24 protein-coding genes and 1 other annotated feature are annotated in these 22,185 nt (G+C 69.1%); of the genes, 13 read left to right on the forward strand and 11 right to left on the reverse strand.

What is annotated here, in order from left to right; translation table 11 throughout:
- Window positions 1–261 precede the first annotated feature (261 nt).
- Both fmt and truA read left to right on the forward strand, forming a co-directional pair.
- The gene (gene fmt / locus ACK4I0_RS10545; protein ID WP_409610712.1) at window positions 262–1,179 is read left to right on the forward strand and encodes a methionyl-tRNA formyltransferase; all 918 of its coding nucleotides are present in this window, start codon (window positions 262–264) and stop codon (window positions 1,177–1,179) included.
- Window positions 1,179–1,916 (forward strand): tRNA pseudouridine(38-40) synthase TruA, encoded by a 738-nt coding sequence (truA, locus tag ACK4I0_RS10550; protein ID WP_409610714.1) that lies wholly within the window; start codon window positions 1,179–1,181, stop codon window positions 1,914–1,916. Before fmt ends, truA begins: the two co-directional genes overlap by 1 nt.
- On the opposite strand, the gene ACK4I0_RS10555 is transcribed toward truA, so the two are convergent.
- The gene (locus ACK4I0_RS10555; RefSeq protein ID WP_135066388.1) at window positions 1,913–2,050 is read right to left on the reverse strand and encodes an entericidin A/B family lipoprotein; all 138 of its coding nucleotides are present in this window, start codon (window positions 2,048–2,050) and stop codon (window positions 1,913–1,915) included. The two genes, truA and ACK4I0_RS10555, sit on opposite strands and share 4 nt — an antisense overlap.
- Window positions 2,051–2,121: 71 nt before the next feature.
- Between ACK4I0_RS10555 and ACK4I0_RS10560 the strand changes: the two genes are divergently transcribed.
- On the forward strand, window positions 2,122–3,777 hold the full coding sequence (locus ACK4I0_RS10560; protein ID WP_409610716.1) for a thiamine pyrophosphate-binding protein: 1,656 nt from the start codon (window positions 2,122–2,124) through the stop codon (window positions 3,775–3,777).
- Window positions 3,778–3,779: 2 nt separating this feature from the next.
- On the opposite strand, the gene ccmB is transcribed toward ACK4I0_RS10560, so the two are convergent.
- Window positions 3,780–4,442, reverse strand: coding sequence for a heme exporter protein CcmB (ccmB, locus tag ACK4I0_RS10565; RefSeq protein ID WP_409610718.1), 663 nt, complete (start codon window positions 4,440–4,442; stop codon window positions 3,780–3,782).
- Window positions 4,439–5,044: a heme ABC exporter ATP-binding protein CcmA gene (ccmA, locus tag ACK4I0_RS10570; RefSeq protein WP_409610720.1), complete on the reverse strand. Its 606-nt coding sequence runs from the start codon at window positions 5,042–5,044 to the stop codon at window positions 4,439–4,441. The genes ccmB and ccmA overlap by 4 nt, the downstream gene beginning before the upstream one ends.
- A 197-nt stretch (window positions 5,045–5,241) precedes the next feature.
- On the opposite strand from ccmA, the gene acnA reads away from it, so the two are divergent.
- Together acnA and ACK4I0_RS10580 are read left to right on the forward strand one after the other, a co-directional pair.
- Window positions 5,242–7,959 carry an aconitate hydratase AcnA gene (gene acnA, locus ACK4I0_RS10575; RefSeq protein WP_409610722.1) on the forward strand — a complete coding sequence of 906 codons (2,718 nt, stop codon included), beginning with the start codon at window positions 5,242–5,244 and terminating at the stop codon, window positions 7,957–7,959.
- 143 nt (window positions 7,960–8,102) lie between these two features.
- Window positions 8,103–8,165: a sequence feature (sul1 is cis-regulatory element that is thought to sense ions involved in sulfur or methionine metabolism; They are found in Alphaproteobacteria), on the forward strand.
- 73 nt (window positions 8,166–8,238) lie between these two features.
- Window positions 8,239–9,717, forward strand: a complete 1,479-nt coding sequence (locus ACK4I0_RS10580; protein ID WP_409610790.1) for a SulP family inorganic anion transporter — start codon at window positions 8,239–8,241, stop codon at window positions 9,715–9,717.
- Window positions 9,718–9,729: 12 nt separating this feature from the next.
- Here ACK4I0_RS10580 and ACK4I0_RS10585 read toward each other — a convergent pair whose 3' ends face one another.
- Window positions 9,730–10,617, reverse strand: a complete 888-nt coding sequence (locus ACK4I0_RS10585; protein ID WP_409610724.1) for a hydrogen peroxide-inducible genes activator — start codon at window positions 10,615–10,617, stop codon at window positions 9,730–9,732.
- A 159-nt stretch (window positions 10,618–10,776) separates the two neighbouring features.
- On the opposite strand from ACK4I0_RS10585, the gene ACK4I0_RS10590 reads away from it, so the two are divergent.
- Window positions 10,777–11,331 (forward strand): peroxiredoxin, encoded by a 555-nt coding sequence (locus tag ACK4I0_RS10590; RefSeq protein WP_409610792.1) that lies wholly within the window; start codon window positions 10,777–10,779, stop codon window positions 11,329–11,331.
- A 201-nt stretch (window positions 11,332–11,532) separates the two neighbouring features.
- Window positions 11,533–12,075 carry a carboxymuconolactone decarboxylase family protein gene (locus ACK4I0_RS10595; protein ID WP_409610726.1) on the forward strand — a complete coding sequence of 181 codons (543 nt, stop codon included), beginning with the start codon at window positions 11,533–11,535 and terminating at the stop codon, window positions 12,073–12,075.
- On the opposite strand, the gene ACK4I0_RS10600 is transcribed toward ACK4I0_RS10595, so the two are convergent.
- The 3 genes from ACK4I0_RS10600 to ACK4I0_RS10610 are packed head-to-tail and all read right to left on the reverse strand — an operon-like array spanning window position 12,062 to window position 13,431.
- Window positions 12,062–12,601: a Smr/MutS family protein gene (locus ACK4I0_RS10600; RefSeq protein ID WP_409610728.1), complete on the reverse strand. Its 540-nt coding sequence runs from the start codon at window positions 12,599–12,601 to the stop codon at window positions 12,062–12,064. The two genes, ACK4I0_RS10595 and ACK4I0_RS10600, sit on opposite strands and share 14 nt — an antisense overlap.
- Window positions 12,598–12,834, reverse strand: a complete 237-nt coding sequence (locus ACK4I0_RS10605; protein WP_409610730.1) for a helix-turn-helix domain-containing protein — start codon at window positions 12,832–12,834, stop codon at window positions 12,598–12,600. Before ACK4I0_RS10605 ends, ACK4I0_RS10600 begins: the two co-directional genes overlap by 4 nt.
- A gap of 18 nt (window positions 12,835–12,852) precedes the next feature.
- Window positions 12,853–13,431, reverse strand: coding sequence for a DUF2975 domain-containing protein (locus ACK4I0_RS10610; protein WP_245158325.1), 579 nt, complete (start codon window positions 13,429–13,431; stop codon window positions 12,853–12,855).
- A 453-nt stretch (window positions 13,432–13,884) separates the two neighbouring features.
- Between ACK4I0_RS10610 and rdgB the strand changes: the two genes are divergently transcribed.
- A complete protein-coding gene (rdgB, locus tag ACK4I0_RS10615) occupies window positions 13,885–14,487 on the forward strand; it encodes an RdgB/HAM1 family non-canonical purine NTP pyrophosphatase (RefSeq protein WP_409610732.1) in 603 nt (200 codons plus the stop codon).
- Window positions 14,480–15,640: a radical SAM family heme chaperone HemW gene (hemW, locus tag ACK4I0_RS10620; protein WP_409610734.1), complete on the forward strand. Its 1,161-nt coding sequence runs from the start codon at window positions 14,480–14,482 to the stop codon at window positions 15,638–15,640. Before rdgB ends, hemW begins: the two co-directional genes overlap by 8 nt.
- On the opposite strand, the gene ACK4I0_RS10625 is transcribed toward hemW, so the two are convergent.
- Together ACK4I0_RS10625 and ftsY are read right to left on the reverse strand one after the other, a co-directional pair.
- The gene (locus ACK4I0_RS10625; RefSeq protein ID WP_409610736.1) at window positions 15,637–16,266 is read right to left on the reverse strand and encodes an inner membrane-spanning protein YciB; all 630 of its coding nucleotides are present in this window, start codon (window positions 16,264–16,266) and stop codon (window positions 15,637–15,639) included. The genes hemW and ACK4I0_RS10625 overlap by 4 nt on opposite strands.
- A 1-nt stretch (window position 16,267) precedes the next feature.
- The gene (gene ftsY / locus ACK4I0_RS10630) at window positions 16,268–17,203 is read right to left on the reverse strand and encodes a signal recognition particle-docking protein FtsY (RefSeq protein ID WP_409610738.1); all 936 of its coding nucleotides are present in this window, start codon (window positions 17,201–17,203) and stop codon (window positions 16,268–16,270) included.
- A 162-nt stretch (window positions 17,204–17,365) separates the two neighbouring features.
- On the opposite strand from ftsY, the gene ACK4I0_RS10635 reads away from it, so the two are divergent.
- From ACK4I0_RS10635 to ACK4I0_RS10650, 4 genes are all read left to right on the forward strand, one after another.
- A complete protein-coding gene (locus tag ACK4I0_RS10635) occupies window positions 17,366–17,626 on the forward strand; it encodes a hypothetical protein (protein WP_409610740.1) in 261 nt (86 codons plus the stop codon).
- A gap of 159 nt (window positions 17,627–17,785) precedes the next feature.
- The gene (locus tag ACK4I0_RS10640) at window positions 17,786–18,070 is read left to right on the forward strand and encodes a hypothetical protein (RefSeq protein WP_409610742.1); all 285 of its coding nucleotides are present in this window, start codon (window positions 17,786–17,788) and stop codon (window positions 18,068–18,070) included.
- A 112-nt stretch (window positions 18,071–18,182) separates the two neighbouring features.
- Window positions 18,183–19,958, forward strand: coding sequence for a tRNA (5-methylaminomethyl-2-thiouridine)(34)-methyltransferase MnmD (gene mnmD / locus ACK4I0_RS10645; RefSeq protein WP_409610744.1), 1,776 nt, complete (start codon window positions 18,183–18,185; stop codon window positions 19,956–19,958).
- A gap of 65 nt (window positions 19,959–20,023) precedes the next feature.
- Window positions 20,024–20,425 (forward strand): DUF6491 family protein, encoded by a 402-nt coding sequence (locus tag ACK4I0_RS10650; protein WP_409610746.1) that lies wholly within the window; start codon window positions 20,024–20,026, stop codon window positions 20,423–20,425.
- 11 nt (window positions 20,426–20,436) lie between these two features.
- On the opposite strand, the gene ACK4I0_RS10655 is transcribed toward ACK4I0_RS10650, so the two are convergent.
- Window positions 20,437–21,246 (reverse strand): TIGR02186 family protein, encoded by an 810-nt coding sequence (locus ACK4I0_RS10655; RefSeq protein ID WP_409610748.1) that lies wholly within the window; start codon window positions 21,244–21,246, stop codon window positions 20,437–20,439.
- Window positions 21,246–22,169, reverse strand: coding sequence for a sulfite exporter TauE/SafE family protein (locus ACK4I0_RS10660; protein ID WP_409610750.1), 924 nt, complete (start codon window positions 22,167–22,169; stop codon window positions 21,246–21,248). Before ACK4I0_RS10660 ends, ACK4I0_RS10655 begins: the two co-directional genes overlap by 1 nt.
- Window positions 22,170–22,185 lie beyond the last annotated feature (16 nt).

Raw genomic sequence — 22,185 nt, forward strand, 5'->3', positions numbered from 1 at the left:
CGGCGGAGGCGGGGGAGGCGGAGGCGGTGTGACCACGCCACCACCCGAACCTCCTCCGCCGCCGCCGCCGCCGCAGGCGCTGAGGCCAAATCCACCCAGGGCGAACAGCGCCGCCGCCAAGCTGACTGCACGAATTCTCGACGAGACCATGACGCGCTCCTACTCCCGAACGTCAGTCTTTGTATGGGCGTGAGGCCTTGGCAACCCCCTTAACGCCGTCACGCCTTGCTCCAGTCGGTTACGTGGGGCATGGGGGCGCGGATGCGCCTCGCCTTTATGGGAACCCCCGAATTCGCCGTGCCGTCGCTGGCCGAGCTCATCGCCTCTGGCCATGAGGTGGTCGCCGTCTGGTCCCAGCCGCCGCGCCCGAAGGGTCGAGGACAGACGCTGAAGCCCTCGCCGGTCCAGGCTTTCGCCGAGACCATGGGCCTGCCGGTGTTCACGCCCGAATCCATGAAGACGCCCGAGGCGATCGAGGCCTTTCGCGGTCTGGAAGTCGATGCGGCCTGCGTGGTCGCCTATGGCCAGATACTTAAGCGCGAGGTGCTGGAGGCGCCGCGCCTGGGCTGTTTCAATCTGCACGGCTCGCTCTTGCCGCGCTGGCGCGGCGCGGCCCCGATCCAGCGGGCCATCATAGCGGGCGACCGTCAGACAGGCGTGCAGATCATGCGCATGAGCGAGGGGATGGACGAAGGCCCGATCCTGCTCAGCGAAGTTCTAGACATTCGGCCCGACGACACCGCCGCCAGCCTGTCGGATCGCATGGCCGTCACCGGCGCCAGCCTGTGGCCTCGCGCCCTGGCCGCCATCGAACGCGGCGGGGCGACCGAGACCGAACAGGCCGGTGAGCCCACCTACGCCCGCAAGATCACGCCTGCCGAGGCCCGCATCGACTGGAGCCGTTCGGCAGCCCAGATCGACGCCCACGTGCGCGGCCTGTCGCCCTTTCCCGGCGCGTGGTTCGCCGGCCCCGACGGCGCGCGTATCAAGGCGCTTATGTCAGCGGTCGTCTCTGGCGCCGGCGCGCCCGGCCAGGTGCTGAACGGCGACGGCCTGGTCGTCGCCTGCGGCGAGGGCGCGGTCCGTCTGTCGCGCGTTCAGCGTGAAGGCAAGGCGGCCCAGGCCGACGTCGAAATGCTGCGCGGCTATCCGATCGCGCCGGGCGTGGTGATGGGCTGATGCCCCGCTATCGACTGACGATCGAATACGACGGCTCGGGCTACAACGGCTTTCAGGCCCAGGCCGGCCAGCCGACGGTGCAGGGCGCGATCGAGCAGGCGGTGCGGAAGTTCTCGGGCCAGGCGGTGCGGATCGCGGCGGCGGGCCGAACCGACACCGGCGTGCACGCCACCGGCCAGGTCGTCCATGTCGACCTTGAGCGTGACTGGCCGGCGCGCACGGTCATGAATGCGCTGAACGCCCATCTGATCGAAGACGAGGTGTCGGTGCTGGACGCCGCCTTGGTGGATGACGAGTGGCACGCGCGCTTCTCCGCGACCGGCCGGCGCTATCTGTATCGCATCCTGAACCGCCCCGGCCGCCCGGCCCTGGACCATGGCCGGGTCTGGCACGTGAAGAAGCCGCTGGACGCCGAGGCCATGCATCGCGCGGCCCAGGCCCTGGTCGGGCATCACGACTTCACCACCTTTCGCGACGTCAACTGCCAGTCCGCTTCCCCGGTTAAGTCGTTGGACGAGGTGGCGGTAGAGCGCATCGGCGAAGAGGTGCGGCTGCGTTTCGCCGCCCGCTCTTTCCTGCATCGCCAGGTGCGGTCGATGACCGGCTCCCTGGTCGAGGTCGGTCTGGGCCGGTGGGGCGAGGACGCGGTGGCCGAAGCGCTGGCGGCGCGCGACCGTGCGCGATGCGGCCCCGTCGCGCCCTCGACAGGCCTGTATCTGACCGGAGTGGTCTACTAGCGACGCGCGTCGTTGGAGGCACCGGTCACGGCCTGGCCGGCGGCCTGCATATCGCGGCCGACGCCGGCGACGGTGTTGCAGGCGGTCAGCGCCAGCGAGGCGGCGATCAGCGACAGGGCGGCGAGTTTACGCATGGCGGGCTCCGATCAAGCGTTGCAGTGCGCCTTGATAGCCAGCCTCGGCCATCTGGTCTATCTCCAGGTCCATGACCCAGCCCGCCGGAACCGCCGCCCGCCGCCTCGTCGAAACCCTGATCGTCAACGGCATCGACCGCGTTTTCTGCGTGCCGGGCGAGAGCTATCTGGCCGTGCTGGACGCCCTGGCCGACGTGACCTCCGACATCCAGGTCATCGCCTGCCGCCACGAGGCCGGAGCCGCCAACATGGCCGAGGCCTACGGCAAGCTGACCGGAAAGCCCGGCATCTGCATGGTCACGCGAGGACCCGGCGCGACCCACGCCTCGATCGGGGTGCACACGGCGCATCAGGATTCCACGCCGATGATCCTGTTTGTCGGCCAGATCGCCCTGACCGACCGGGGCCGCGGCGCCTTCCAGGAGATCGATTATCGCGAGGTCTTCGGCGGCCTGGCCAAATGGGCGACCGAGTTGGAAAGCCCCAACCGCACGGTCGAGGTCGTGGAACGCGCCATCGCCACCTCGCTGCAAGGCCGGATGGGGCCGGTGGTCATCGCCCTGCCCGAGGACGTGCTGCTGGAGGACGGCGGCCCCGCGCCCGTGCGCGCCGTCACGCCCGCCAAGGCAGCCCTGGACTCCGCCTTCGTCGAACAGCTGCAACAGCGCCTGGCCAAGGCCGAGCGCCCGCTGCTGGTGCTGGGCGGATCGGGCTGGAGCGAAGAGGCGGCGGGCGCGATCGGCGACTGGGCCGAGCGGCTGGGCCTGCCGGTCAGCCTCTCGTTCCGCCGCAAGGACATCCTGTCCAACGACCGCCCCAACTACGTCGGCGACCTGGGGCTGGGCTGCAATCCCAAGCTGATCCAGCGGGCGAAGGACGCGGATCTGATCATCGCCGTCGGCGCGCGCCTGGGGGAGAATCCGACACAGGGCTACACCCTGCTGGACCGGGCCCGCACCGCCGAGGTGCTGGTACATATCCACCCTGGGCCGGAAGAGCTGGGCCGCGTCTGGCCGACCACGATGAGCGCGGCGGCGGACAACAGCCTGGCGGCCCTCGCCCTGACCGCCATCGAGCCGGGCCGGACCTGGCATGACGAGGCCCGGCAGGGCCACGCCGACTGGCGCGCCTTCTCCACGCCCGGCGAGGTCACGGGCGCGGTCAATCTGGGCGTCTGCATGGCGCATCTGGCCGAGGGCCTGCCGGCCGACGCCATCGTCACCAATGGCGCAGGCAACTTCGCCGCCTGGCTGCACCGCTTCTATCGCCACCGCGCGTGCCGGACCCAGCTGGCGCCGACGTCGGGCGCCATGGGCTACGGCTATCCGGCGGCCCTGGCGGCCAAGTCGATCCATCCGGACCGAGACGTGGTCTGCATCGCCGGCGACGGCGACTATCTGATGACGGGCCAGGAAATCGCCACGGCGGTCCAGTACGGGATCAACGCCGTGGTGGTGGTGGTGGACAACGGCACCTACGGCACCATTCGCATGCACCAGGAAGGCCACTTCCCCGGCCGAGTGGTCGCCACCGACCTGAAGAACCCGGACTTCGTCAAATACGCCGAGGCCTTCGGCGCCTTCGGCGTGCGCTGCGACCGCAGCGAGGACTTCCCGGCGGCCCTGAAGGCGGCGCGCGAGGCGGGCCGGCCGGCCCTGGTGCACCTGGTCACATCGGCCGAAGACATCGCGCCGGGCCGCACCCTCACCCAGCTGCGCGGCGGCTGAGTTCAGCCTTGGGCCGAGCGCACGGCGGCGGCGCCCGCCAGCGGCGCCAGGGCGGCGGCGAACAGGGCGTAGGCGGTCAGAAAGGCCAGGGCAGGGGCCGGCGAGAGGCCCTGCGACGCCTGCTCGACCGCACCGGCGCCGAAGATCACCGGCGGAATGAACAGCGGCAGCACGACCACCGCGATCAGCACGCCGCCGCGCTTGGCGCCCAGCGCCAGGGCCGCGCCCAGCGCCCCGGTGAAGGCGAAGCCCAGGCCGCCGATCAGGGCGGCCAGCCCCGTCAGTCCCACCCGTTCGGGCGGCTGGCCCAGGGCCAGGGCGGCGACCGGCGCGGCCAGGGCCAGCGGCAGGCCCGTCGCGCACCATTGGGCCAGGGCCTTGAGCGCCACGACGGCCTCCATGGGCAGGGGGCCGGACGCGATCAGGTCCAGCGCCCCGTCCTCGAAGTCCCGCTCGAACATCCGCTCCAGCGACAAGAGGGACGCCAGCGCCAGGGCCAGCCAGGTCGCGCCCGAAGCCGCCGGGGCCAGCACCTTGGCGTTCGCGCCGGCCGCCAGCGGCAGAATGGCGGTCAGGCAGAGCAGGAAGCCGCACGCCAGCAACGGCCCGCCGCCGCCGCCCCATGCCAGGGAAAGCTCGCGCCGGAACAGGCGCGTCGCGCTCACGACGCCGCTCCCAGTTCGACGGGCCGCGCCGTCACCGGCAGCGGATCATGCACCGCCGCCAGAATGATCCCGCCGCCGGCCAGATGCTCGGCCATTATCTCGCCCACCCGCGTGCGCCAGGCGGCGTCCAGGGGCGCCAGCGGCTCGTCCAGCAGCCACAGGGTTCGCGGCGCGGCGACCAGTCGGCCCATGGCCAGGCGCCGCCTCTGGCCCGCAGACAGCTTGCGTGTCTCCAGATCGAGAAGGGGGCTCAGACCCAGACGTTCGACCGCGCGTTCGATCCCGGTGCCGTCTGCACCCAGATAGCCGGCCTGGAAGTCCAGTTCGTCGCGCGCGGCGCGGCCGCCCTTCAGCCCTTCGAGATGCCCCATCAGATGCAGCCGCCCGCGTCGGGCCTCGGTGGCGTCCATGCCGAAGTCGATCGTCCCGGCGTCGGGCCGGATCAACCCGGCCACGGCGCGCAGCAGACTGGTCTTGCCCGCTCCGTTCGCCCCCGTCAGCGCACCCGCTTCGCCAGGATTCAGCGCAAACGTCAGGCCGTTGAACAGCCGCCGCTCACCGCGCGATAATGCGAGATTCTGGACATTGAGACCTGTCAGCATGACCGATACGTCTTGAGAACCGCTCTCAATATCCATGACGCCGTCGTGGATACATGGACGGGTAAGACAAGCCGGACTATATCCGCCATCGCCGCAGCAGGCTTTCGCCGCGCGCGCCGGGGACCTGTGCGCCCCGTCGTCCAGCGCGCGAAGGCGCAACCGAATTGTCGGGCGGCGATGACCAGAGGAACCCTCCCATGCCGTCAGTCGACAGCCTGTCCACCCGTCGCGATCTCTCCGTCGGGCGCAAGAAATACGCCTATTACAGCCTTCCCGCCGCCGAGGAAGCCGGTCTGACCGGGATTTCCCGCCTGCCGCGCTCCATGAAGGTGCTGCTGGAGAACCTTCTGCGCAACGAGGACGGCGTCTCCGTCAGCGAGGGCGACCTCAAGGCCGTGGCCGCCTGGCTTGAGAACAAGGGCGCCGTCGAGCACGAGATCGCCTTCCGTCCGGCCCGCGTGCTGATGCAGGACTTCACCGGCGTGCCCGCCGTCGTCGACCTGGCCGCCATGCGCGACGCCATGGCCAAGCTGGGCGCCGATCCCAGCAAGATCAATCCGCTGAACCCCGTCGATCTGGTCATCGACCACTCGGTGATGGTCGACAACTTCGGCACGTCCAAGGCCTTTGGCCAGAACGTCGAGCGCGAATACGAGCGCAACATCGAGCGCTACAACTTCCTGCGCTGGGGCTCGTCGGCCTTCAACAACTTCCGCGTGGTGCCCCCCGGCACCGGCATCTGCCACCAGGTAAACCTGGAGAACCTGGCTCAGACCGTCTGGACCCTGACCGAGGGCAAGACCACGGTCGCCTATCCTGACACGGTGGTCGGCACCGACAGTCACACCACCATGATCAACGGCCTGGCCGTCCTGGGCTGGGGCGTCGGCGGCATCGAGGCCGAAGCCGCCATGCTGGGCCAGCCGATCCCGATGCTGATCCCCGAGGTCGTGGGCTTCCGCCTCACCGGCAAGCTGCCCGAGGGCGCGACGGCCACCGACCTGGTGCTGACCGTCACCCAGATGCTTCGCAAGAAGGGCGTGGTCGGCAAGTTCGTCGAATTCTTCGGCGACGCCATCGCCGGCATGACCATCGAGGACCAGGCGACCATCGCCAACATGGCCCCCGAATACGGCGCCACCTGCGGCTTCTTCCCGGTGTCGCGCGCCACGATCGACTATCTGACCGCCACGGGCCGCGACAAGGCGCGCGTCGCCCTGGTCGAAGCCTACGCCAAGGCCCAGGGCCTGTGGATCGACGAAACCTCGGAAGACCCGGTCTTCACCGATGTGCTGGAACTGGACATCTCGACCGTCGTGCCGTCGCTGGCCGGTCCCAAGCGTCCGCAGGACCGCGTCGAGCTGACCAACGCCGCCCCGGCCTTTGAAACGGCGCTGGCCGAAGTCTTCGCCCGCCCCGTCGACGGCGGGCGCGTGGCCGTGGAGGGCCAGAAGTTCGATCTGGGCGATGGCGATGTCGTGATCGCCGCCATCACCTCGTGCACCAACACCTCCAACCCGTCGGTGTTGATCGCCGCCGGTCTGGTGGCGCGCAAGGCTCATGCGCTGGGCATGAAGGCCAAGCCTTGGGTCAAGACCTCGCTGGCGCCCGGCTCGCAGGTCGTCACCGACTATCTGACCGACGCCGGCCTGCAGAAGGATCTGGACGCGCTGGGTTTCAACCTGGTCGGCTACGGCTGCACCACCTGCATCGGCAACTCGGGTCCGCTCGATCCGGCGATCTCCAAGGCGATCAACGACAACGCCCTGGTCGCCACCTCGGTCCTGTCGGGCAACCGCAACTTCGAAGGCCGCGTGAACCCCGACGTCCAGGCCAACTATTTGGCCTCGCCACCGCTGGTCGTGGCCTACGCCCTCGCCGGCTCGATGCGGATCGACATCACCAAGGACCCGATCGGCAAGGACAAGAAGGGCAACGACGTCTTCCTGAAGGACGTGTGGCCGACCAGCCAGGAAATCGCCGACATCCAGAAGAAGTCGGTCACTCCGGCCATGTTCGCCAAGCGCTACAAGGACGTCTTCAAGGGCGACAAGCACTGGCAGGCCATCAAGGTCACCGGCGGCCAGACTTATGAGTGGGACGACAACTCCACCTACGTCCAGAACCCGCCCTACTTCGAGGGCCTGTCGATGGAGCCGACCCCGGTCAGCGACATCGTCGAGGCGCGCATCCTGGGCATCTTCGGCGACTCGATCACCACCGACCACATCTCGCCGGCCGGTTCGATCAAGAAGGCCTCGCCCGCTGGTCAGTACCTGACCAATCATGGCGTCGATGCGCTGGACTTCAACAGCTACGGCGCGCGCCGCGGCAACCACGAAGTCATGATGCGCGGCACCTTCGCCAACATTCGCATCCGCAACAAGATCACGCCGGACATCGAAGGGGGCGTGACCAAGCACTTCCCGTCGCAGGACACGATGTCGATCTACGACGCGGCCATGCGCTACCAGGCCGAGGGGCGTCCGCTGGTCGTCTTCGCCGGCAAGGAATACGGCACCGGCTCGTCGCGCGACTGGGCGGCCAAGGGCACGCGCCTGCTGGGCGTCCGCGCCGTCATCGCCGAAAGCTATGAGCGCATCCACCGCTCCAACCTGGTCGGGATGGGCGTGGTGCCGCTGCAGTTCAAGGCCGACGGCTGGCTGAAGCTGGGCCTGACGGGCGAGGAGATCGTCACCATCCGCGGCCTGTCGGACGTCAACATCGGCAAGCTGAAGCCGCGTCAGGACCTGTGGGTCGAGATGTTCCGCCCCTCGGACGGCAAGATGGCCCGCTTCCCGGTCCGCTGCCGCATCGATAACCAGACCGAGCTGGAATACTTCAAGGCCGGCGGCGTCATGCCCTACGTCCTGCGCAACCTGGCCCGCGGCCCGGAAGCCGAAGCGGCGGAGTAGGCCTCAAGCCGCGCGCGACAGGCCAACTATCCGGCCTCAAGCAGCGCGAAGCGCGGTAGGCCAATCAAATGAAGGGCCGGTGGAGCGATCCGCCGGCCCTTTGTCTTGCCTGACCGCGCCCGCCGTGGCACAGGGCGCGCGAACAAGGATCCGCGCCGGCGACGGTCAGCGGATGGCTATCCCGGCCGCCGATCCGCCGGGAAACCGAACAGACCCATTGCTCGATAGCCGGCGCACCGTCGCCCGGGTCTGATCCGTCCTTTGCGTGACCCCATGTCCATCATCGCCTCCGCGCGCCAGCAATGGCTCGCCAACCCGCGCCGCGACCTGCTGGCCGGGACCGTCGTCGCCCTGGCCCTCATTCCCGAAGCCATCGCCTTTTCCATCATCGCTGGCGTCGATCCCGCCGTCGGCCTCTACGCCAGCTTCGTCATCGCCGTGACCATCGCCTTCGTCGGCGGCCGGCCCGCCATGATCTCGGCGGCGACGGGCGCAATGGCCCTGTTGATGGTCACCCTGGTTCGCGACCATGGCCTTGAGTACCTGTTCGCCGCCTCCATCCTGACCGGCGTATTTCAGATCATCGTCGGACTGTTGAGGCTGGGCCGATACATCAAGTTCGTCAGCCGCAGCGTCATGACGGGCTTCGTCAACTCGCTGGCCATCCTGATCTTCCTGGCCCAGATGCCCGAGCTGATCGGCGCCAACTGGCAGACTTTCGCCCTGGTCGCCGCCGGCCTGGCCATCATCTACGGCCTGCCGCGCCTGACCAGGGCCGTGCCCTCGGCGCTTGTCGCCATCGTGCTGATCAGCGGCTTCGTCATGTGGAGCGGGCTGGATGTGCGCACGGTCGGCGACATGGGCGCCATGCCCTCCACCCTGCCGATGTTCCACATCCCCATGGTGCCCCTGACCTGGGAGACGCTGGCGATCATCGCGCCGGTGGCCGCCACCCTGGCCTTCGTCGGCCTGCTTGAAAGCCTGCTGACCGCCAATCTGCTGGACGACATCACCGACACGCCCTCGGACAAGGATCGCGAGACGCGGGGACAGGGCATCGCCAACATCGCCGCCGGCTTCTTCGGGGGCATGGCGGGCTGCGCCATGATCGGCCAGTCGATCATCAATGTGACGTCCGGCGCGCGCGGGCGGCTGTCGACCTTGTGGGCCGGCCTGTTCCTGCTGTTCCTGATCCTTGTGCTTCAGGACTGGGTGGCGATGATCCCCATGGCCGCCCTGGTCGCCGTGATGATCATGGTCTCCATCGGTACCTTCGACTGGGGCTCGATGATCAAGCTGCGCTCCACGCCGTTCCAGTCGTCCATCGTCATGATCGCCACCACGGCCACGGTCGTCCTGACGCACGACCTGTCCAAGGGCGTGATGCTGGGCGTGGTCCTGTCGGCGATCTTCTTCATGCACAAGGTCGGCAAGACCATCGTCGTCGAAGAGGTCGAGACGCCAGAGGCGGGGCATCTGAGCTATCGGGTGACCGGCAACCTGTTCTTCGCCTCGGCCGATGTCTTCGCCGCCAGCTTCGAGCACCACGGCCATCCGACGCGGGTCGAGATCGACATGAGCAACGCCCACCTGTGGGACCTGACCGGCGTCGCCGCCGTGGACAAGGTGGTGTTCCGCTATCGCCGCCAGGGCGCCGAGGTGAGGGTCACCGGCATGAGCCAGGCCAGCCGCACCCTGGTCGAACGGGTCGGCAAGTTCGAGAAGATGCATCTGCCGGCCGGTTCCGGGGCGCACTAGGCCGGCTTTCGGTCAGTCCAGCGTCAGCGCCTCGGCCAGCAGCCGCGCCTCCTCGGCCCGGCTTGAGCCGGTGCGCCAGGCGACGACGATCTCGCGCTTGGGCGCATCGGCCGAGATGGGGCGCACCACGACGCCCGGATCGTCGGCCAACCCCGCCTTAACCGCCATGCGCGGCAGGAAGCTGACCCCCAGGCCGGAAGACACCATCTGCACCAGGGTGTGCAGGCTGGTCGCGGCGAACACGTCGTCGCCGCGCGGGGCCTCCAGGTCGATGGCGGCCAGGGCCTGATCGCGCAGGCAATGGCCGTCTTCCAGCAGGATCAGGTCGTCGGCCTTCAAGGCTCCCGCCGGCAGGGGGCCGACCCCGGCCAGAGCGTGGCCGCGCGGCGCCGCCGCCAGGATTTCGTCGTCGCCGATGCGCGCGTGCTGGATGCCGGAGGAAGAATAGGGCAGGGCGATCACCGCCGCGTCCAGCTGACCGCCCTTCAAGCCGGCGATGAGGCGCGGCGTCAGGTCCTCGCGGATGAACAGCCGCAGCGCAGGGTGCCTGTCCTTCAGCCCCGGCAGCTTGGCCGGCAGAAGGAAGGGGGCGACCGTCGGGATGATCCCCAGCCGGAACCGACCCGACAGCGGCCGCCCGGCGTTGCGCGCCGCAACCACCAGGTCCTCGGCCTGGGTCAGCACCTGTTCGGCGCGCCGGACCGCCTCGACCCCGACCGCCGTCAGCTGGACGTTGCCTCGTGTCCGCTCGACCACCGGGGCGCCCAGGATGCGCTCCAGCTCCTGCACGCCGGCGCTCAGGGCTGGCTGGCTGACATGGGCGGCCTCGGCGGCGCGGCTGAAGGAGCCATGCTCGGCCAGAAGCTTGAGATACTGGAGTTGGCGCAGGGTCGGCAGCATTCGCAAATCCTATCACCGACCGGTTTTTCGCATAAGCGAAATCTATGTGCGGATGCGAAAGGATCGATTTGACTTGCGCGCCTCCAGCCCCCATCTGACCCCTGTAGCGGCGTCCTCCCCGACGCCGCTGATTCAATTCAAACCATGATGGAGACCGCGATGCTCGGCGTCGGCCAAACCCTGCCTGACTTCAAGATCATCGGCGTGAAGCCCGGCTTCAACGCCCACGAGGAAAACGGCGTGTCGGCCTTCGAGCCGATCACCAAGGACAGCTTTGAAGGCAAGTGGAAGGTCATCTTCTTCTACCCGAAGGACTTCACCTTCGTATGCCCGACTGAAATCGCCGCCTTCGCCAAGCTGGGCAAGGATTTCGAGGACCGCGACACCGTGGTGCTCGGCGGTTCGACCGACAACGAGTTCACCAAGCTGGCCTGGCGTCGTGACCACGCCGACCTGAACAAGCTGCCGATCTGGCAGTTCGCCGACAACGGCGGCAAGCTGGCCCGCGCGCTCGGCGTGATGGACGAAGAAGAAGGCGTCGCCCTTCGCGCCACCTTCGTGGTCGATCCGCACAACGTCATCCAGCACGTCTACGTCACCAACCTGAACGTGGGCCGCGCGCCGGAAGACACCCTGCGCGTCGTCGACGCCCTGCAGACCGACGAGCTGTGCGCCTGCAACCGCCCCCTCGGCGGCGAAACGCTCGCGGCTTAACGATGGCGAGTTGAGACTGCGGAAGGCGGCGGCATTCGTGTCGCCGCCTTTTCGCTGCTCGCTTCATTCTTGTGGCGCTATGCGCGGCTCGCGGAGCCTCGCGGCTTGAGCGCAGGCGCCACGATGTGTTGAACCTCATGCGGCTCAAGCAGCAAGCGACCGCGTCGCGCGCGTAGCCGCTTCCCGAAGGGAACCAGAACCATGTCCATCGACGCCCTGCGCGACCTGATCCCGGCCTATGGCAAGGACATCTCGCTGAACCTGTCCTCGCTCGCCAACGAGACCGTGCTGAACGACCAGCAGAAGTGGGGCTGCTTCCTGGCCTCGGCCCACGCCATCGGCGTCGGTCCCGTGGTCAAGCTGATCGAGGCCCAGGCCGCCTCGGTCCTGTCGCCCGAAGCCCTGAACGCGGCCAAGGCGGCCGCCGCCATCATGGGCATGAACAACATCTACTACCGGTCGCTGCACCTGATGAAGAACCAGGAGTATACGACCCTGCCGGCCCGCCTGCGCATGAATGTGATCGCCAATCCGGGCGTGGAGAAGCTGGACTTCGAACTGTGGTCCACCGCCGTCTCGGCCATCAACGGCTGCGGCGCCTGCCTGGACGCCCACGAGGGCGAGCTGCGCAAGCACGGCGTGCCCAACACCCAGATCCAAGCCGCCCTGCGCATCGGCGCCGTGGTCCACGCCGCCAGCCGCATCGTGGCCTCCGAGCAGGCGATTTCGCTCACCGCTTCTTGAGCGTGACGTAAAGCGCGCCGTCGCCCCCGTGGCGGCGGTGCGCCGGGGCGTGGCCGGACACCACGCCCCTCAGGCTCGGGCCGGTCAGCCAGTCATGGATGGAGGCGCGGATGATCCCCCCGCCCCGCCGTCCCTGGCCGGTGACGACCAGCACGGCGCGCAGGCCCCGCGCCTGGGACGACACCAGAAACGCCTTCAGCTGGTCCTCGGCCTCGAACCGGCCGAAGCCGTGCAGGTCGATCGACGCCTCGATCGGATCGCGCTCGCGCGACAGCCGGCGCTGGCGCCGAGGTTCCAGGGTTTCGGGCGCCGCCGCAGGGCGCGTGGGCAGGACCTTGGCGGGTGTTCGAGCGACCGGCGCCTGCGGCATGGCCGCGGCCTTGGCCCCGGCGCGCGGGATCGGCGCCGGCTCGCCGGGCGTCGCGCCCTGGGTCATCAGCAGCGCCTTGCGCCGCGCGGGCGGGGTGACGGTGGAGGTCACGCGCTTCCACAGCCGCGCGCCGTCGTCTTCGCCCGACCTGCTCATGCCTCTTCGTCGATCATCTCCCCGGCCGGACCGGGGACATGGGCGATCAGGTCACCGGGCTGGCAGTCCAGCTCGCGGCACAGGGCGTCCAGGGTGGTGAAGCGCACGGCGCGCGCCTTGCCCGTCTTCAGGATCGACAGATTGGCCACGGTCACGCCCACGCGGTCGCTGAGCTCGGTCAGCGACATGCGCCGTTCGGCGAGCAGGCGGTCCAGCTGAATGATGATGGCCATATGGGTCGGGCTTTCGGCTCAGATGGTCAGTTCGGATTCGTGACGCAGGCGCGCGCCCTCGCGGAACACCTCGGCCAGCACAAGCACGACCAGGATGGAGAAGATCGGCGTCATCATGTCGCCCAGGCCTTGGCTTTCCAGCATGCCGGGGGCCAGGCGGGTGGACACCACGAATCGCGCGATCCAGACCCCGCCGTTCACCACCGCCAGGATCAGGCCGATCTGGCGGAGACGGCGGACGTTGTCCGGTTGGAAGGGGTCGCCGATCGTCAGGGTGCGGAAGATCTTTCGCAGAGACCTCAGGATCAGAAGGAAGCCGCCGAAATAGGCGGTCACGGCGCCCATGCCGAAAAGGATCAGCGGGCGGGTCAGCGGCAGGCGGCGGCCGTCATCGGCGCCTCCGACCGTCACGGTCAGATTGTCGAGCGGCACGAAGACGGCGGCGATCACACACAACAGAAGGATGAAGGTGGTCAGCGCCAGCAGGCCATAGGCCACGTCCAGCGCGATCTTCAGAAGGCTGGCCACCGATCCCGGACCCAGGGTTCGAAAGCCGGCGACGGGAAGTCCGGGGCGCGCTCCGAGCATCGGCATCATCGGGCGTCGCATCGAAAAGGCAGCTCCGTCAGACCGGGTGAAGCCCAGCGGGGGCCGCGCGGGGTCCGGTCGACCCGCACGCGGCTCTATACATCGCTGTCTTCATAAGTCTCGTCAAAGTCCTCTGATCGTCAGTGGGATCAGAAGGCTTGCAGCAGGATGGCCACGGCCGCGGTCGGCAGGGCGGCCAGCATGACCGTGTGCAGGAAGGCAGCGCCGGCCTTGTCGAGCCATTGCGAGGCGTTCATCGTATGCATTGTGTTTCTCCGTCGTCTGGATGGGGGCGTTTGTTGCCCTGTTTGATTGTGTCGCTGCACGATCGTTTCGCTTTCGCTTCCGATCCCGGTCGGTGCGACCCCCGTCCGTGATCAAAGTAGTAAGCCTCGCCTCGTCGGAAATCACGTTACATATCGTTTAACGATATTAAACTTTGGCAATCCAGGAGCCGCCCTCGTGAATCTCAAGCTTATCAAGGGGATGCGGCTGGTGCTGGCGACCCATAATCCCGGCAAGGTGCCCGAGATCGCCGCCCTGTTGGGCGAAGGTTACGAACTGGTCACGGCCGGCCAGTTGAACCTGCCCGAACCCGAGGAGACCGAGACCACCTTCGTCGGCAACGCCCTGCTGAAGGCGCGCCATGCGGCGGAGGCCTCGGGCGAGGTCGCCATCGCCGACGACTCGGGGATGTCGGTCGCCGCGCTGGATGGCGCGCCCGGCGTCTTCTCGGCGCGCTGGGCCGGACCCGGCAAGGACTTCGGCCTGGCCATGCGCAAGGTCGAAGAGCGGCTCGAGGAGGTCGGATCGACCGATCGGGCGGCCTGGTTCACCTCGGCCCTGGCGGTGGCCTGGCCGGGCGGACCAGCCGTGGTGGTCGAGGGCCGCGTCGACGGCGACCTGGTGTTTCCGCCGCGCGGCGACCGCGGCTTCGGCTACGACCCGATCTTCCGGCCCGAGGGCGGCGATCGGACGTTCGGCGAGATGGACCCGGCGGCCAAGGACGCCATCAGCCACCGCGCCCGCGCCTTCGAGACGCTCAGGGCCTGGCTTATTGACTGACCCTCTCGATCCCGGCAGCGACCTGGCGGTCTATGTCCACTGGCCCTACTGCGCCCGCATCTGCCCCTATTGCGACTTCAACGTGGTGCGCGACCGGGGGCGGATTCAGGAGCAGGCCGGGCTGGCGCGCGCGATCCTGGCGGACATGGAGGCGCAGGCGAAGCAGGTCGGGCCTCGGCGGCTGGCCTCGATCTTCCTGGGCGGCGGCACGCCGTCGCTGATGGCGCCCGAGGCCGTGGCCGAGGTGATCGCGTCGGCGCACCGGCTGTTTCCCACCGACCGCCCTGTCGAGGTGACGCTGGAGGCCAATCCGACGGACGCGGAGGCCGGCCGCTACGCCGCCCTGGCTCAGGCCGGGGTGAACCGCCTGTCGCTGGGGGTGCAGTCGTTCGACGACGAGGCCCTGCGCTTTCTCGGCCGGGATCATTCGGCGGACGAGGCGCGGCGCGCGATCGGGCTGGCGGCCAAGGCCTTTGCGCGCCTGTCGATCGACCTGATCTACGCCCGGCCGGGCCAGACGGTCGCGGACTGGACGGCCGAGCTGGATGCGGCGCTGGACCTGGGTTTCGAGCACGTGTCGCCCTATCAGCTGACCATCGAGGCCGAGACGGCGTTCGGGCGGGCGCTGCGGCGCGGGCGGCTGATCCCGCCGGACGAGGATCGGGCGGCCGAGCTGTACGAGGCGACGCAGGCGCGCCTGCAGGCGGCGGGCTTCGAGGCCTATGAGGTGTCGAACCACGCGCGGGGACCTCAGGCGCGGTCGACGCACAACATCCATGTCTGGCGCGGCGGAGACTATCTGGGCCTGGGGCCCGGCGCGCACGGGCGGCTGACGCTGGAGGGCGTGCGGACCGCGACGTTCGCGCATCGCCGCATCGCCGACTATGTCGCCGGCGTCGAAGCCGGGACGCCCTGGGCCGAGGTCGAGGCGCTGGACGGGCGCGGCGCCGCCGAGGAGGCGCTGTTGCTGGGCCTGCGCACCTTAGAGGGCGCGGCGGGCCGGCATCTGACGACCCTGGGCCTGTCGGCCGAGCGCGGCCCGCTGGCCGATCTGATCGAGGAGGGCTTCGTCACCCTGTCATCCGGCCGCCTGGTCGCCACGGCGCGCGGGCGGCCGCTGCTGGACGCCGTGCTGGGGCGGCTGCTGACCTAAAGACCCGGATCGGGCGGGACGGGGGCGACCTCGTCCTCGTCCTTGATCAGGTGCTTCATGATGAAGAAGACCTGCCAGATGCCAAACGCCGCCGAGGCCATCCACAGGCCGCCGCGGAAGGTCATCCAGGCGTCGTTGGTCATCATGTGGCGCACCACCTCGTTGACCACGGCGACGGCGGCGAAGAACAGTCCGTAGCGCAGGGTCAGGCCGCGCCAGCCTTCGTCGGTGATGCGGATGGCCGAGCCCAGCAGATATTTGAACGGATACTTCCGAAGCGGCAGCGACCCCAGCAGCACGGCGGCCAAGAGCAGGTTCTGCACCGTGATCTTGATCTTCAGCAGCTCCTCGTTCTGGAACACCAGGGTCAGGACGCCGAACAGCAGGGCGAAGCCGCCGGCCAGCAGCGGCAGGGGCGCCAGGCGCTTCTCGACCAGATAGCCGATCAGCAGGGCCACGACCGAGGCGCCGACCAGAACCCAGGTGGCCTGGATCATGGCGACATGGCTTTCCAGCCCCAGCACCATCCGGTTGACCAGATAGGCGGCCAGGAAGGCCATCAGCGCGCCGAAATCGACGGCCTGGCGGATCCACTGGCCCGATTTGGGCGCGGCGTGCTGGGTCATGTCAGTCCTCTAGCCCCACCAGGGAACGGGAAAACGCGCGGGCGTCGAAGGGTTGCAGATCGTCGACGCCTTCGCCCACGCCGATCAGCTTGATCGGGGCGTCCGACGCCTGGGCCACGGGCACCAGAACCCCGCCGCGCGCCGTGCCGTCCAGCTTGGTCATCACCAGGCCCGATACGTAAGCCGTGCGGCCGAAGATCTGCTCCTGGGCCAGGGCGTTGCGGCCCACGGTGGCGTCCAGCACCAAGAGGGTCTCGTGCGGCGCCTCGGGGTCGATCTTCTTGAGCACCCGCACGATCTTGAGCAGTTCGTCCATCAGGGCGGACTTGTTCTGCAGCCGGCCGGCGGTGTCGATCAGCACCACGTCGTGCCCCTCGGCGCGGGCGCGGGTGAAGGCGTCGAACGCCAGGCCGGCCGGATCGGCGCCGTCGCGGCGGCCCTCGAAATCGGCCCCGGCCCGCTCGGACCAGACCTTCAGCTGGTCGCGCGCTGCGGCGCGGAAGGTGTCGCAGGCCACCACCATGACCTTGGCCCCCCTGGCCGTCAGGTCCGAGGCGATCTTGCCCAGGGTCGTGGTCTTGCCCGAGCCGTTGACGCCGACGAACAGCACCACGAAGGGCTTCGGCCCCGACAGCGGATCGAACGTCGCCTGGCGCGGCGTCAGCTCGGCGGCCACGGCCTCGGCCAGCGCCTCCTTCACCTCGCGCTCGTCCGACACCTTGCCGAAGCGCAGCTCGCGGAAGCGTTCGACGATGCGGTCGGTGGCGGCCGGCCCCAGGTCGCTTTCCAGCAGATGCTCCTCCAGCTGCTCCAGGGCCGTCTCGGACAGCGGCTCCTTGACGAAGCTGGCGACGACCTGATCGGTCATCTGTTTGGAGGAGCGGCTGAGGCCCGCGCTGAGGCGCTGGAACCAGCCCTTCTTGGGCGTATCGGTCATGGGATGGCTTTAGACGCGCCGCGTTGCGCCGTCACCCGCATTCAGCGCAGAGGCGCCGGCCCGCTTGCGGGACGCGGGTTGCACTGGGCCTCACGGACGCGTTACCCCTGTCAAGCTGGTCGGGATCGGCCCGACCCTCAGGACCAGACAGGGGTAGTTTTGATGAAGATTCGTACGCTGATCGTCGCCGCCGCCGGCGTCGCCGCCTTCTCGGTCGCCGCCTGCCAGCAGCCGGCCGACACCATTGCCGCCGACACCACGGCCGACGCCGCCGCCGACACCGCCGCCGTCGCGGCCGACCAGGCCGCTGAAGCCGCCGGCTCCGCCGCCGCTTCGGCTGACGCCGCCGCCGCCGAGGCTACCGACGCCGCCGCCGCCGCCGGGACCACGCCCCCGCCCGTGGAGCCGGCTCCCGCGCAATAATCTCGACCTGCGGAAGGGGCTTGATCGAGCCTCTTCCGCCTCCAGATCGCGATCGATCACGAACGCGTGAGATTTCGCTTGCGGTTTCGCTCACGATCCCGTTATCTCTCCTCAGCGGGGGTTCATGACCCCGCCTTTTCCCTTCTGAAGGACAAAACCATGCGCATCACCGCTCTGATCGCCGCCTCGGCCGCTGCTCTGGCCCTGGCCGCTTGCCAACCGGCCGCCGAAGACACCGCCACGGACGCCGCTGCCGACGCTTCGGCCGCTGCCGACACCGCCGCTGACGCCGCCGCCACCGCCGACGCCGCCGCCACCGACGCCGCCGCCGCCGCTGGCGAAGCTTCGGCCGCCGCCGCGACCGCTCCGGCCGCCGACGGCACGATGGCTCCGGCCACCACGGAAGCTCCGGCTGCTGCTCCGGCTCCGGCCGCCGCTCACTAAGACTTCGGTCTTTTGACGGTTCGTCCCGGTTCGCCGGGATGACGGAAAGGGGTCGCCTTCGGGCGGCCCCTTTTTTCGTGCGCGCGGGGCCGGTTCGGCCCTAGAAGCCCCTGTGACCCACGACACCGATCCCCGCCTGGACTGGAGCCTTGAGGGCGAGCCCCGCTCGGGCCGGTTCGGCGATGTGTATTTCTCCAAGGACGACGGCTTGGCGGAGAGCCGGGCGGTCTTCCTGGCCGGTTGCGCACTTCCCGAAGCCTGGGCCGGACGCCGCCGCTTCGTCGTGGGAGAACTGGGCTTCGGCACCGGTCTGAACATCGCGGCCCTGCTGACATTGTGGCGCGACGCCAGACCCGAGGGCGGACGCCTGAACGTCTTCTCGATCGAGGCCTATCCGTTATCGCTGGACGAGGCGCGCCGCGCGCTCGCCGCCTGGCCCGAGATAGCGCCCGCCGCCGATGCCCTGCTGGCGGCCTGGCCGTTCGCCACGCCCGGCTTTCATCGACTGGACCTGCCCGACTTCGACGCTGTCGTCGATCTGTTCGTAGGCGATGTCGAAGACGCCCTTGACCAGTGGACAGGACGGGCCGACGCTTGGTTCCTGGACGGCTTCTCGCCGGCGTTGAACCCGGCGATGTGGTCCGACGCCGTGCTGGACGGGATCAGCGCACGATCCTCGCCTGACGCACGGTTGGCGACCTTCACCGTGGCGGGCCATGTCCGGCGCGGATTGGCGGCTCGGGGGTTCGCGGTCGACAAGCGCCCCGGCCACGGCCGCAAGCGCGAGCGGCTGGAGGCCCGCCGGCGGGACCCCGCAACCGCCCAGACCGACGCGGCGCGAGTTGTCATTCTGGGCGCGGGCGTGGCTGGCGCGGCCCTGGCGAGGGCGCTGAGCGCACAGGGTGCGGCGCCGATCGTCATCGACGCCGATGATGGTTCCCAGGCGTCCGGCTTTCCGCTGGCCCTCGTCACCCCGCGCCTGGACGCGGGCGACGCTGCCATCGCGGGCCTGCACGCCCAGGCTCTGGAACGCGCCGCGACGCTCTATCGCGCCATTCCGCAAGCCGTTGCTGTTGAGGGGGTGCTTCAACTGGAAGGGATGTCGCGCGACGCCCGGCGCTTCGACCGCATAGCGGAGCAGGCCCTGTGGCCGGCTGGCATGATGCGGCGTCTGGATGCGGCGGCGGTTGCGGCGGCTCTTGGCGAAGAGGCCGCGACGGGAGGCCTGGCCATGGACGCGGCCCTGGCCGTCCGCCCCGGCCGTGTGCGCGACGCCTTCCTGGCGGGGACGGATCGGATCACCGCACGGGTCGCGCGAATCGCGCGCGAAGGGGGATGCTGGCGCCTGCTGGACGCCGCAGGCGACACGGTCGCCGAAGCGGAGGTGCTGATCCTGAGCGGAGGATGGAGCGGGGCAGGGCTGTGGCCCTCGGCGCCTGTGACGCCGGTGAGGGGGCAGGCGGACTGGGTCGAGGCGCCGACGACACGCATCGCGGCGGCCTGGGGCGGCTACGCCGTCGCGGACGGCGAAAAGCTGCTGTTCGGCGCGACGCATGACCGAGGAGACGCCGCGAACGACCCAAGGGCCGACGACACGGCGCGCAACCTTGAGGCTCTGCGCTCGCGACTGCCGGCCTTGGCGCGCAAGATCGACAGCGCAGCGACGGTCAGCAGCCGCGCCGCGGTTCGGGCGACCACGCCGGACCGGCTGCCGTTGGCGGGGCAAGTCGATGAGGGCTTGTTTGTTCTGGGCGGACTGGGCTCGCGAGGCTTCTGCGTCGCGCCCCTGTTGGCCGAGCATGTCGCGGCGCTGGTCGCAGGCGCCCCGTCGCCCCTTGCCGCAGAGCATGCCAGGCGGGTGGATCCGTTGCGGTTCGTGAAGAGTTGACGCCTTGCGCCGGGGGCCAAGCTCGGCGACCGTACGCTGGTAAGCCGACCGTTCAGGAGACCGCCATGCGCCGTGACGCCTGCCTATCGCTTGTTTCGCTGTCGCTGATCGGCCTCGCGCTCGCGGGCTGCGCGCCCAGCACGACGGGGGCCGGTCCGCTCGAGACTGCCGAACAGCGCGCCTGCTTCCAGGCCGACCAGGTGCAGAATTTCCGCACCGACGGAACCCAGACACTCTATGTCCGCGCCTTGGACCGACAGGTCTTTGAGTTGAACGCCTCCGGTTTCTGCCGGGGCCTGGACACGGCCCTGAGCATGGCCATACGGGCCCAGAGCGGGGCGGGAAGTCGTGTGTGCGTCGGCGACTGGGCCTTGGTCGGCGCGGGGCCGGAGCCGTGTCGCGCCCGCGTCACGCGCGTTCTGACAACCGAACAGGTCGAAGCCCTGCCGTCGCGTCATCGGCCCTAAGTGATTTCGCCTTAGTCGCGGCGGAAGATCCGGCTGGCGGCCCAGCCGGTGAAGGCGGCCAGCAGCACGCACAGGACGCCGTAGGTCCAGGGCCTGCGGTGTGCGAACTCATAGATGTCGCGCTCCAGCCCGACCTTCTCGACCGTCAGAGTCAGGTTGGAGACCGAGACCGGCGCGCCGTCCTGAAACAGCCAGACCTCGGCATGATAGCGGCCCGTGGGAGCTACTGTCGGCAGCTTGACCTCGGCGCGGAACAGGCCGCGATCGACGAACGACACGCCTTCGGGATCGGTGGCGTAAAGAGCGGCCGCCTCCCTCAGCCGGATCACGGCGCGCCGCCAATCCAGATAATCGTCGCCCAGCCGGCTGACGACCACGTCGCGCACGCCGTAGCGGGTGACGGTGCGGGCCTCTTCTGGCGCGTCGATGCGCAGGTGATCGACCCCCACGCCCAGGCGGCGCAGCTGGCCGAAGTCGGTGATGTCGCTGAGCGGCCGGGTCGAGGCCGTCATGTAGAAGCCGGGCGCGCCCTCGAACAGCACGGGCCGGCTGTTCAGCCAGACGCCCATGTTGCGAGTTTTCTTGACCAGGCGCACCGGCGCGTCGGGCCCCCTGACCACGACGACCACATCGGCAGGCTGGGGGGATGGATTGAACACCGCGCCGTACAACACGATCGAAGCGCCGGTGAAGCTGGAGTCGACCTGGACCCGAGCGTCGGTCAAGGCGGCGGCGACCCGCACCTCCTCCAGCGTCGCCTGAGAGCGTTCCGGAACCGGCGCTTCCGCCACCGGCGGCGGGGGAGGGAGGACCTGGAACATCAGTCCGCAATTCCCGGCGCTAGCAGGAAAATATCGCTGGGCCGCACGAACAGCTCCAGCCCCATCTGGATGCCGACCAGCAGGACAATCAGGCCCAGCACCGCGCGAAGCTCCTCGGCCCGGAAGCGGCCCGAGTATTTGGCCCCCATCTGCGCCCCGACCACGCCGCCCAGCAGCAGGATGGTCGACAGGACGATGTCCACCGTCTGATTGCGCCCGGCCTGCAGAATGGTGGTGATGGCGGTGGTGATGATGATCTGGAACAGGCTGGTGCCGACCACGACGCTGGCCTTCATGCGCAGCACGTAGAGCATGGCCGGCACCAGAATGAAGCCGCCGCCGACGCCCATGATGGCTGACAGGATGCCCGCGAACACGCCCAGGCCGAACGGCGGGATGGCCGAGATGTAGAGGCCCGAGCGGGGGAACTTCATCCTCAGCGGAACGCCGTACAGCCACATGGGCCGGCGACGGTCCTTGCGCGGCGGCGTCTCGCCCCGGATGCGGCGCAGGATCTGGGTCAGGCTCTCGTACAGCATCAGCGAACCGATGGAGCCCAGGAACAGCAGGTAGGACAGCGCCACCACCAGGTCCGCCTGGCCCAGCAGACGCAGATAGCGGAACAGCTCGACCCCGAAGAGCGCGCCCAGAACGCCGCCCAGCGCCATGATCCCGCCGATGCGATAATCGACCATCTTCTGGCTGGTGTAGCGGATCACGCCAGAGGTGGAGGAGGCCACGACGTGGCTGGCTTGGCTGGCGACGGCGACCGTCGGCGGGATGCCCAGGAAGACCAGGATCGGCGCCATCAGGAAGCCGCCGCCGATGCCGAACAGACCGGACACGAATCCGACCACCGCTCCCAGGATCACCAGGGTCGGCCAGTTCACCGAAACCTCGGCGATCGGCAGATAGATGTCCAAAGGGCGCGCCTTCGGC

It is taken from the genome of Brevundimonas sp. (assembly GCF_046295775.1).
Lineage (GTDB): Bacteria > Pseudomonadota > Alphaproteobacteria > Caulobacterales > Caulobacteraceae > Brevundimonas.

Bases quoted from the DNA above. Each gene is read 5' to 3' on its own strand.
- fmt (WP_409610712.1), top strand. From the start codon at position 262: ATGCGCCTCGCCTTTATGGGAACCCCCGAATTCGCCGTGCCGTCGCTG.
- truA (WP_409610714.1), top strand. From the start codon at position 1,179: ATGCCCCGCTATCGACTGACGATCGAATACGACGGCTCGGGCTACAAC.
- ACK4I0_RS10555 (WP_135066388.1), bottom strand. From the start codon at position 2,050: ATGCGTAAACTCGCCGCCCTGTCGCTGATCGCCGCCTCGCTGGCGCTG.
- ACK4I0_RS10560 (WP_409610716.1), top strand. From the start codon at position 2,122: ATGACCCAGCCCGCCGGAACCGCCGCCCGCCGCCTCGTCGAAACCCTG.
- ccmA (WP_409610720.1), bottom strand. From the start codon at position 5,044: ATGCTGACAGGTCTCAATGTCCAGAATCTCGCATTATCGCGCGGTGAG.
- acnA (WP_409610722.1), top strand. From the start codon at position 5,242: ATGCCGTCAGTCGACAGCCTGTCCACCCGTCGCGATCTCTCCGTCGGG.
- ACK4I0_RS10585 (WP_409610724.1), bottom strand. From the start codon at position 10,617: ATGCTGCCGACCCTGCGCCAACTCCAGTATCTCAAGCTTCTGGCCGAG.
- ACK4I0_RS10590 (WP_409610792.1), top strand. From the start codon at position 10,777: ATGCTCGGCGTCGGCCAAACCCTGCCTGACTTCAAGATCATCGGCGTG.
- ACK4I0_RS10595 (WP_409610726.1), top strand. From the start codon at position 11,533: ATGTCCATCGACGCCCTGCGCGACCTGATCCCGGCCTATGGCAAGGAC.
- ACK4I0_RS10600 (WP_409610728.1), bottom strand. From the start codon at position 12,601: ATGAGCAGGTCGGGCGAAGACGACGGCGCGCGGCTGTGGAAGCGCGTG.
- ACK4I0_RS10605 (WP_409610730.1), bottom strand. From the start codon at position 12,834: ATGGCCATCATCATTCAGCTGGACCGCCTGCTCGCCGAACGGCGCATG.
- ACK4I0_RS10610 (WP_245158325.1), bottom strand. From the start codon at position 13,431: ATGATGCCGATGCTCGGAGCGCGCCCCGGACTTCCCGTCGCCGGCTTT.
- ACK4I0_RS10625 (WP_409610736.1), bottom strand. From the start codon at position 16,266: ATGACCCAGCACGCCGCGCCCAAATCGGGCCAGTGGATCCGCCAGGCC.
- ftsY (WP_409610738.1), bottom strand. From the start codon at position 17,203: ATGACCGATACGCCCAAGAAGGGCTGGTTCCAGCGCCTCAGCGCGGGC.
- ACK4I0_RS10635 (WP_409610740.1), top strand. From the start codon at position 17,366: ATGAAGATTCGTACGCTGATCGTCGCCGCCGCCGGCGTCGCCGCCTTC.
- ACK4I0_RS10640 (WP_409610742.1), top strand. From the start codon at position 17,786: ATGCGCATCACCGCTCTGATCGCCGCCTCGGCCGCTGCTCTGGCCCTG.
- ACK4I0_RS10650 (WP_409610746.1), top strand. From the start codon at position 20,024: ATGCGCCGTGACGCCTGCCTATCGCTTGTTTCGCTGTCGCTGATCGGC.
- ACK4I0_RS10655 (WP_409610748.1), bottom strand. From the start codon at position 21,246: ATGTTCCAGGTCCTCCCTCCCCCGCCGCCGGTGGCGGAAGCGCCGGTT.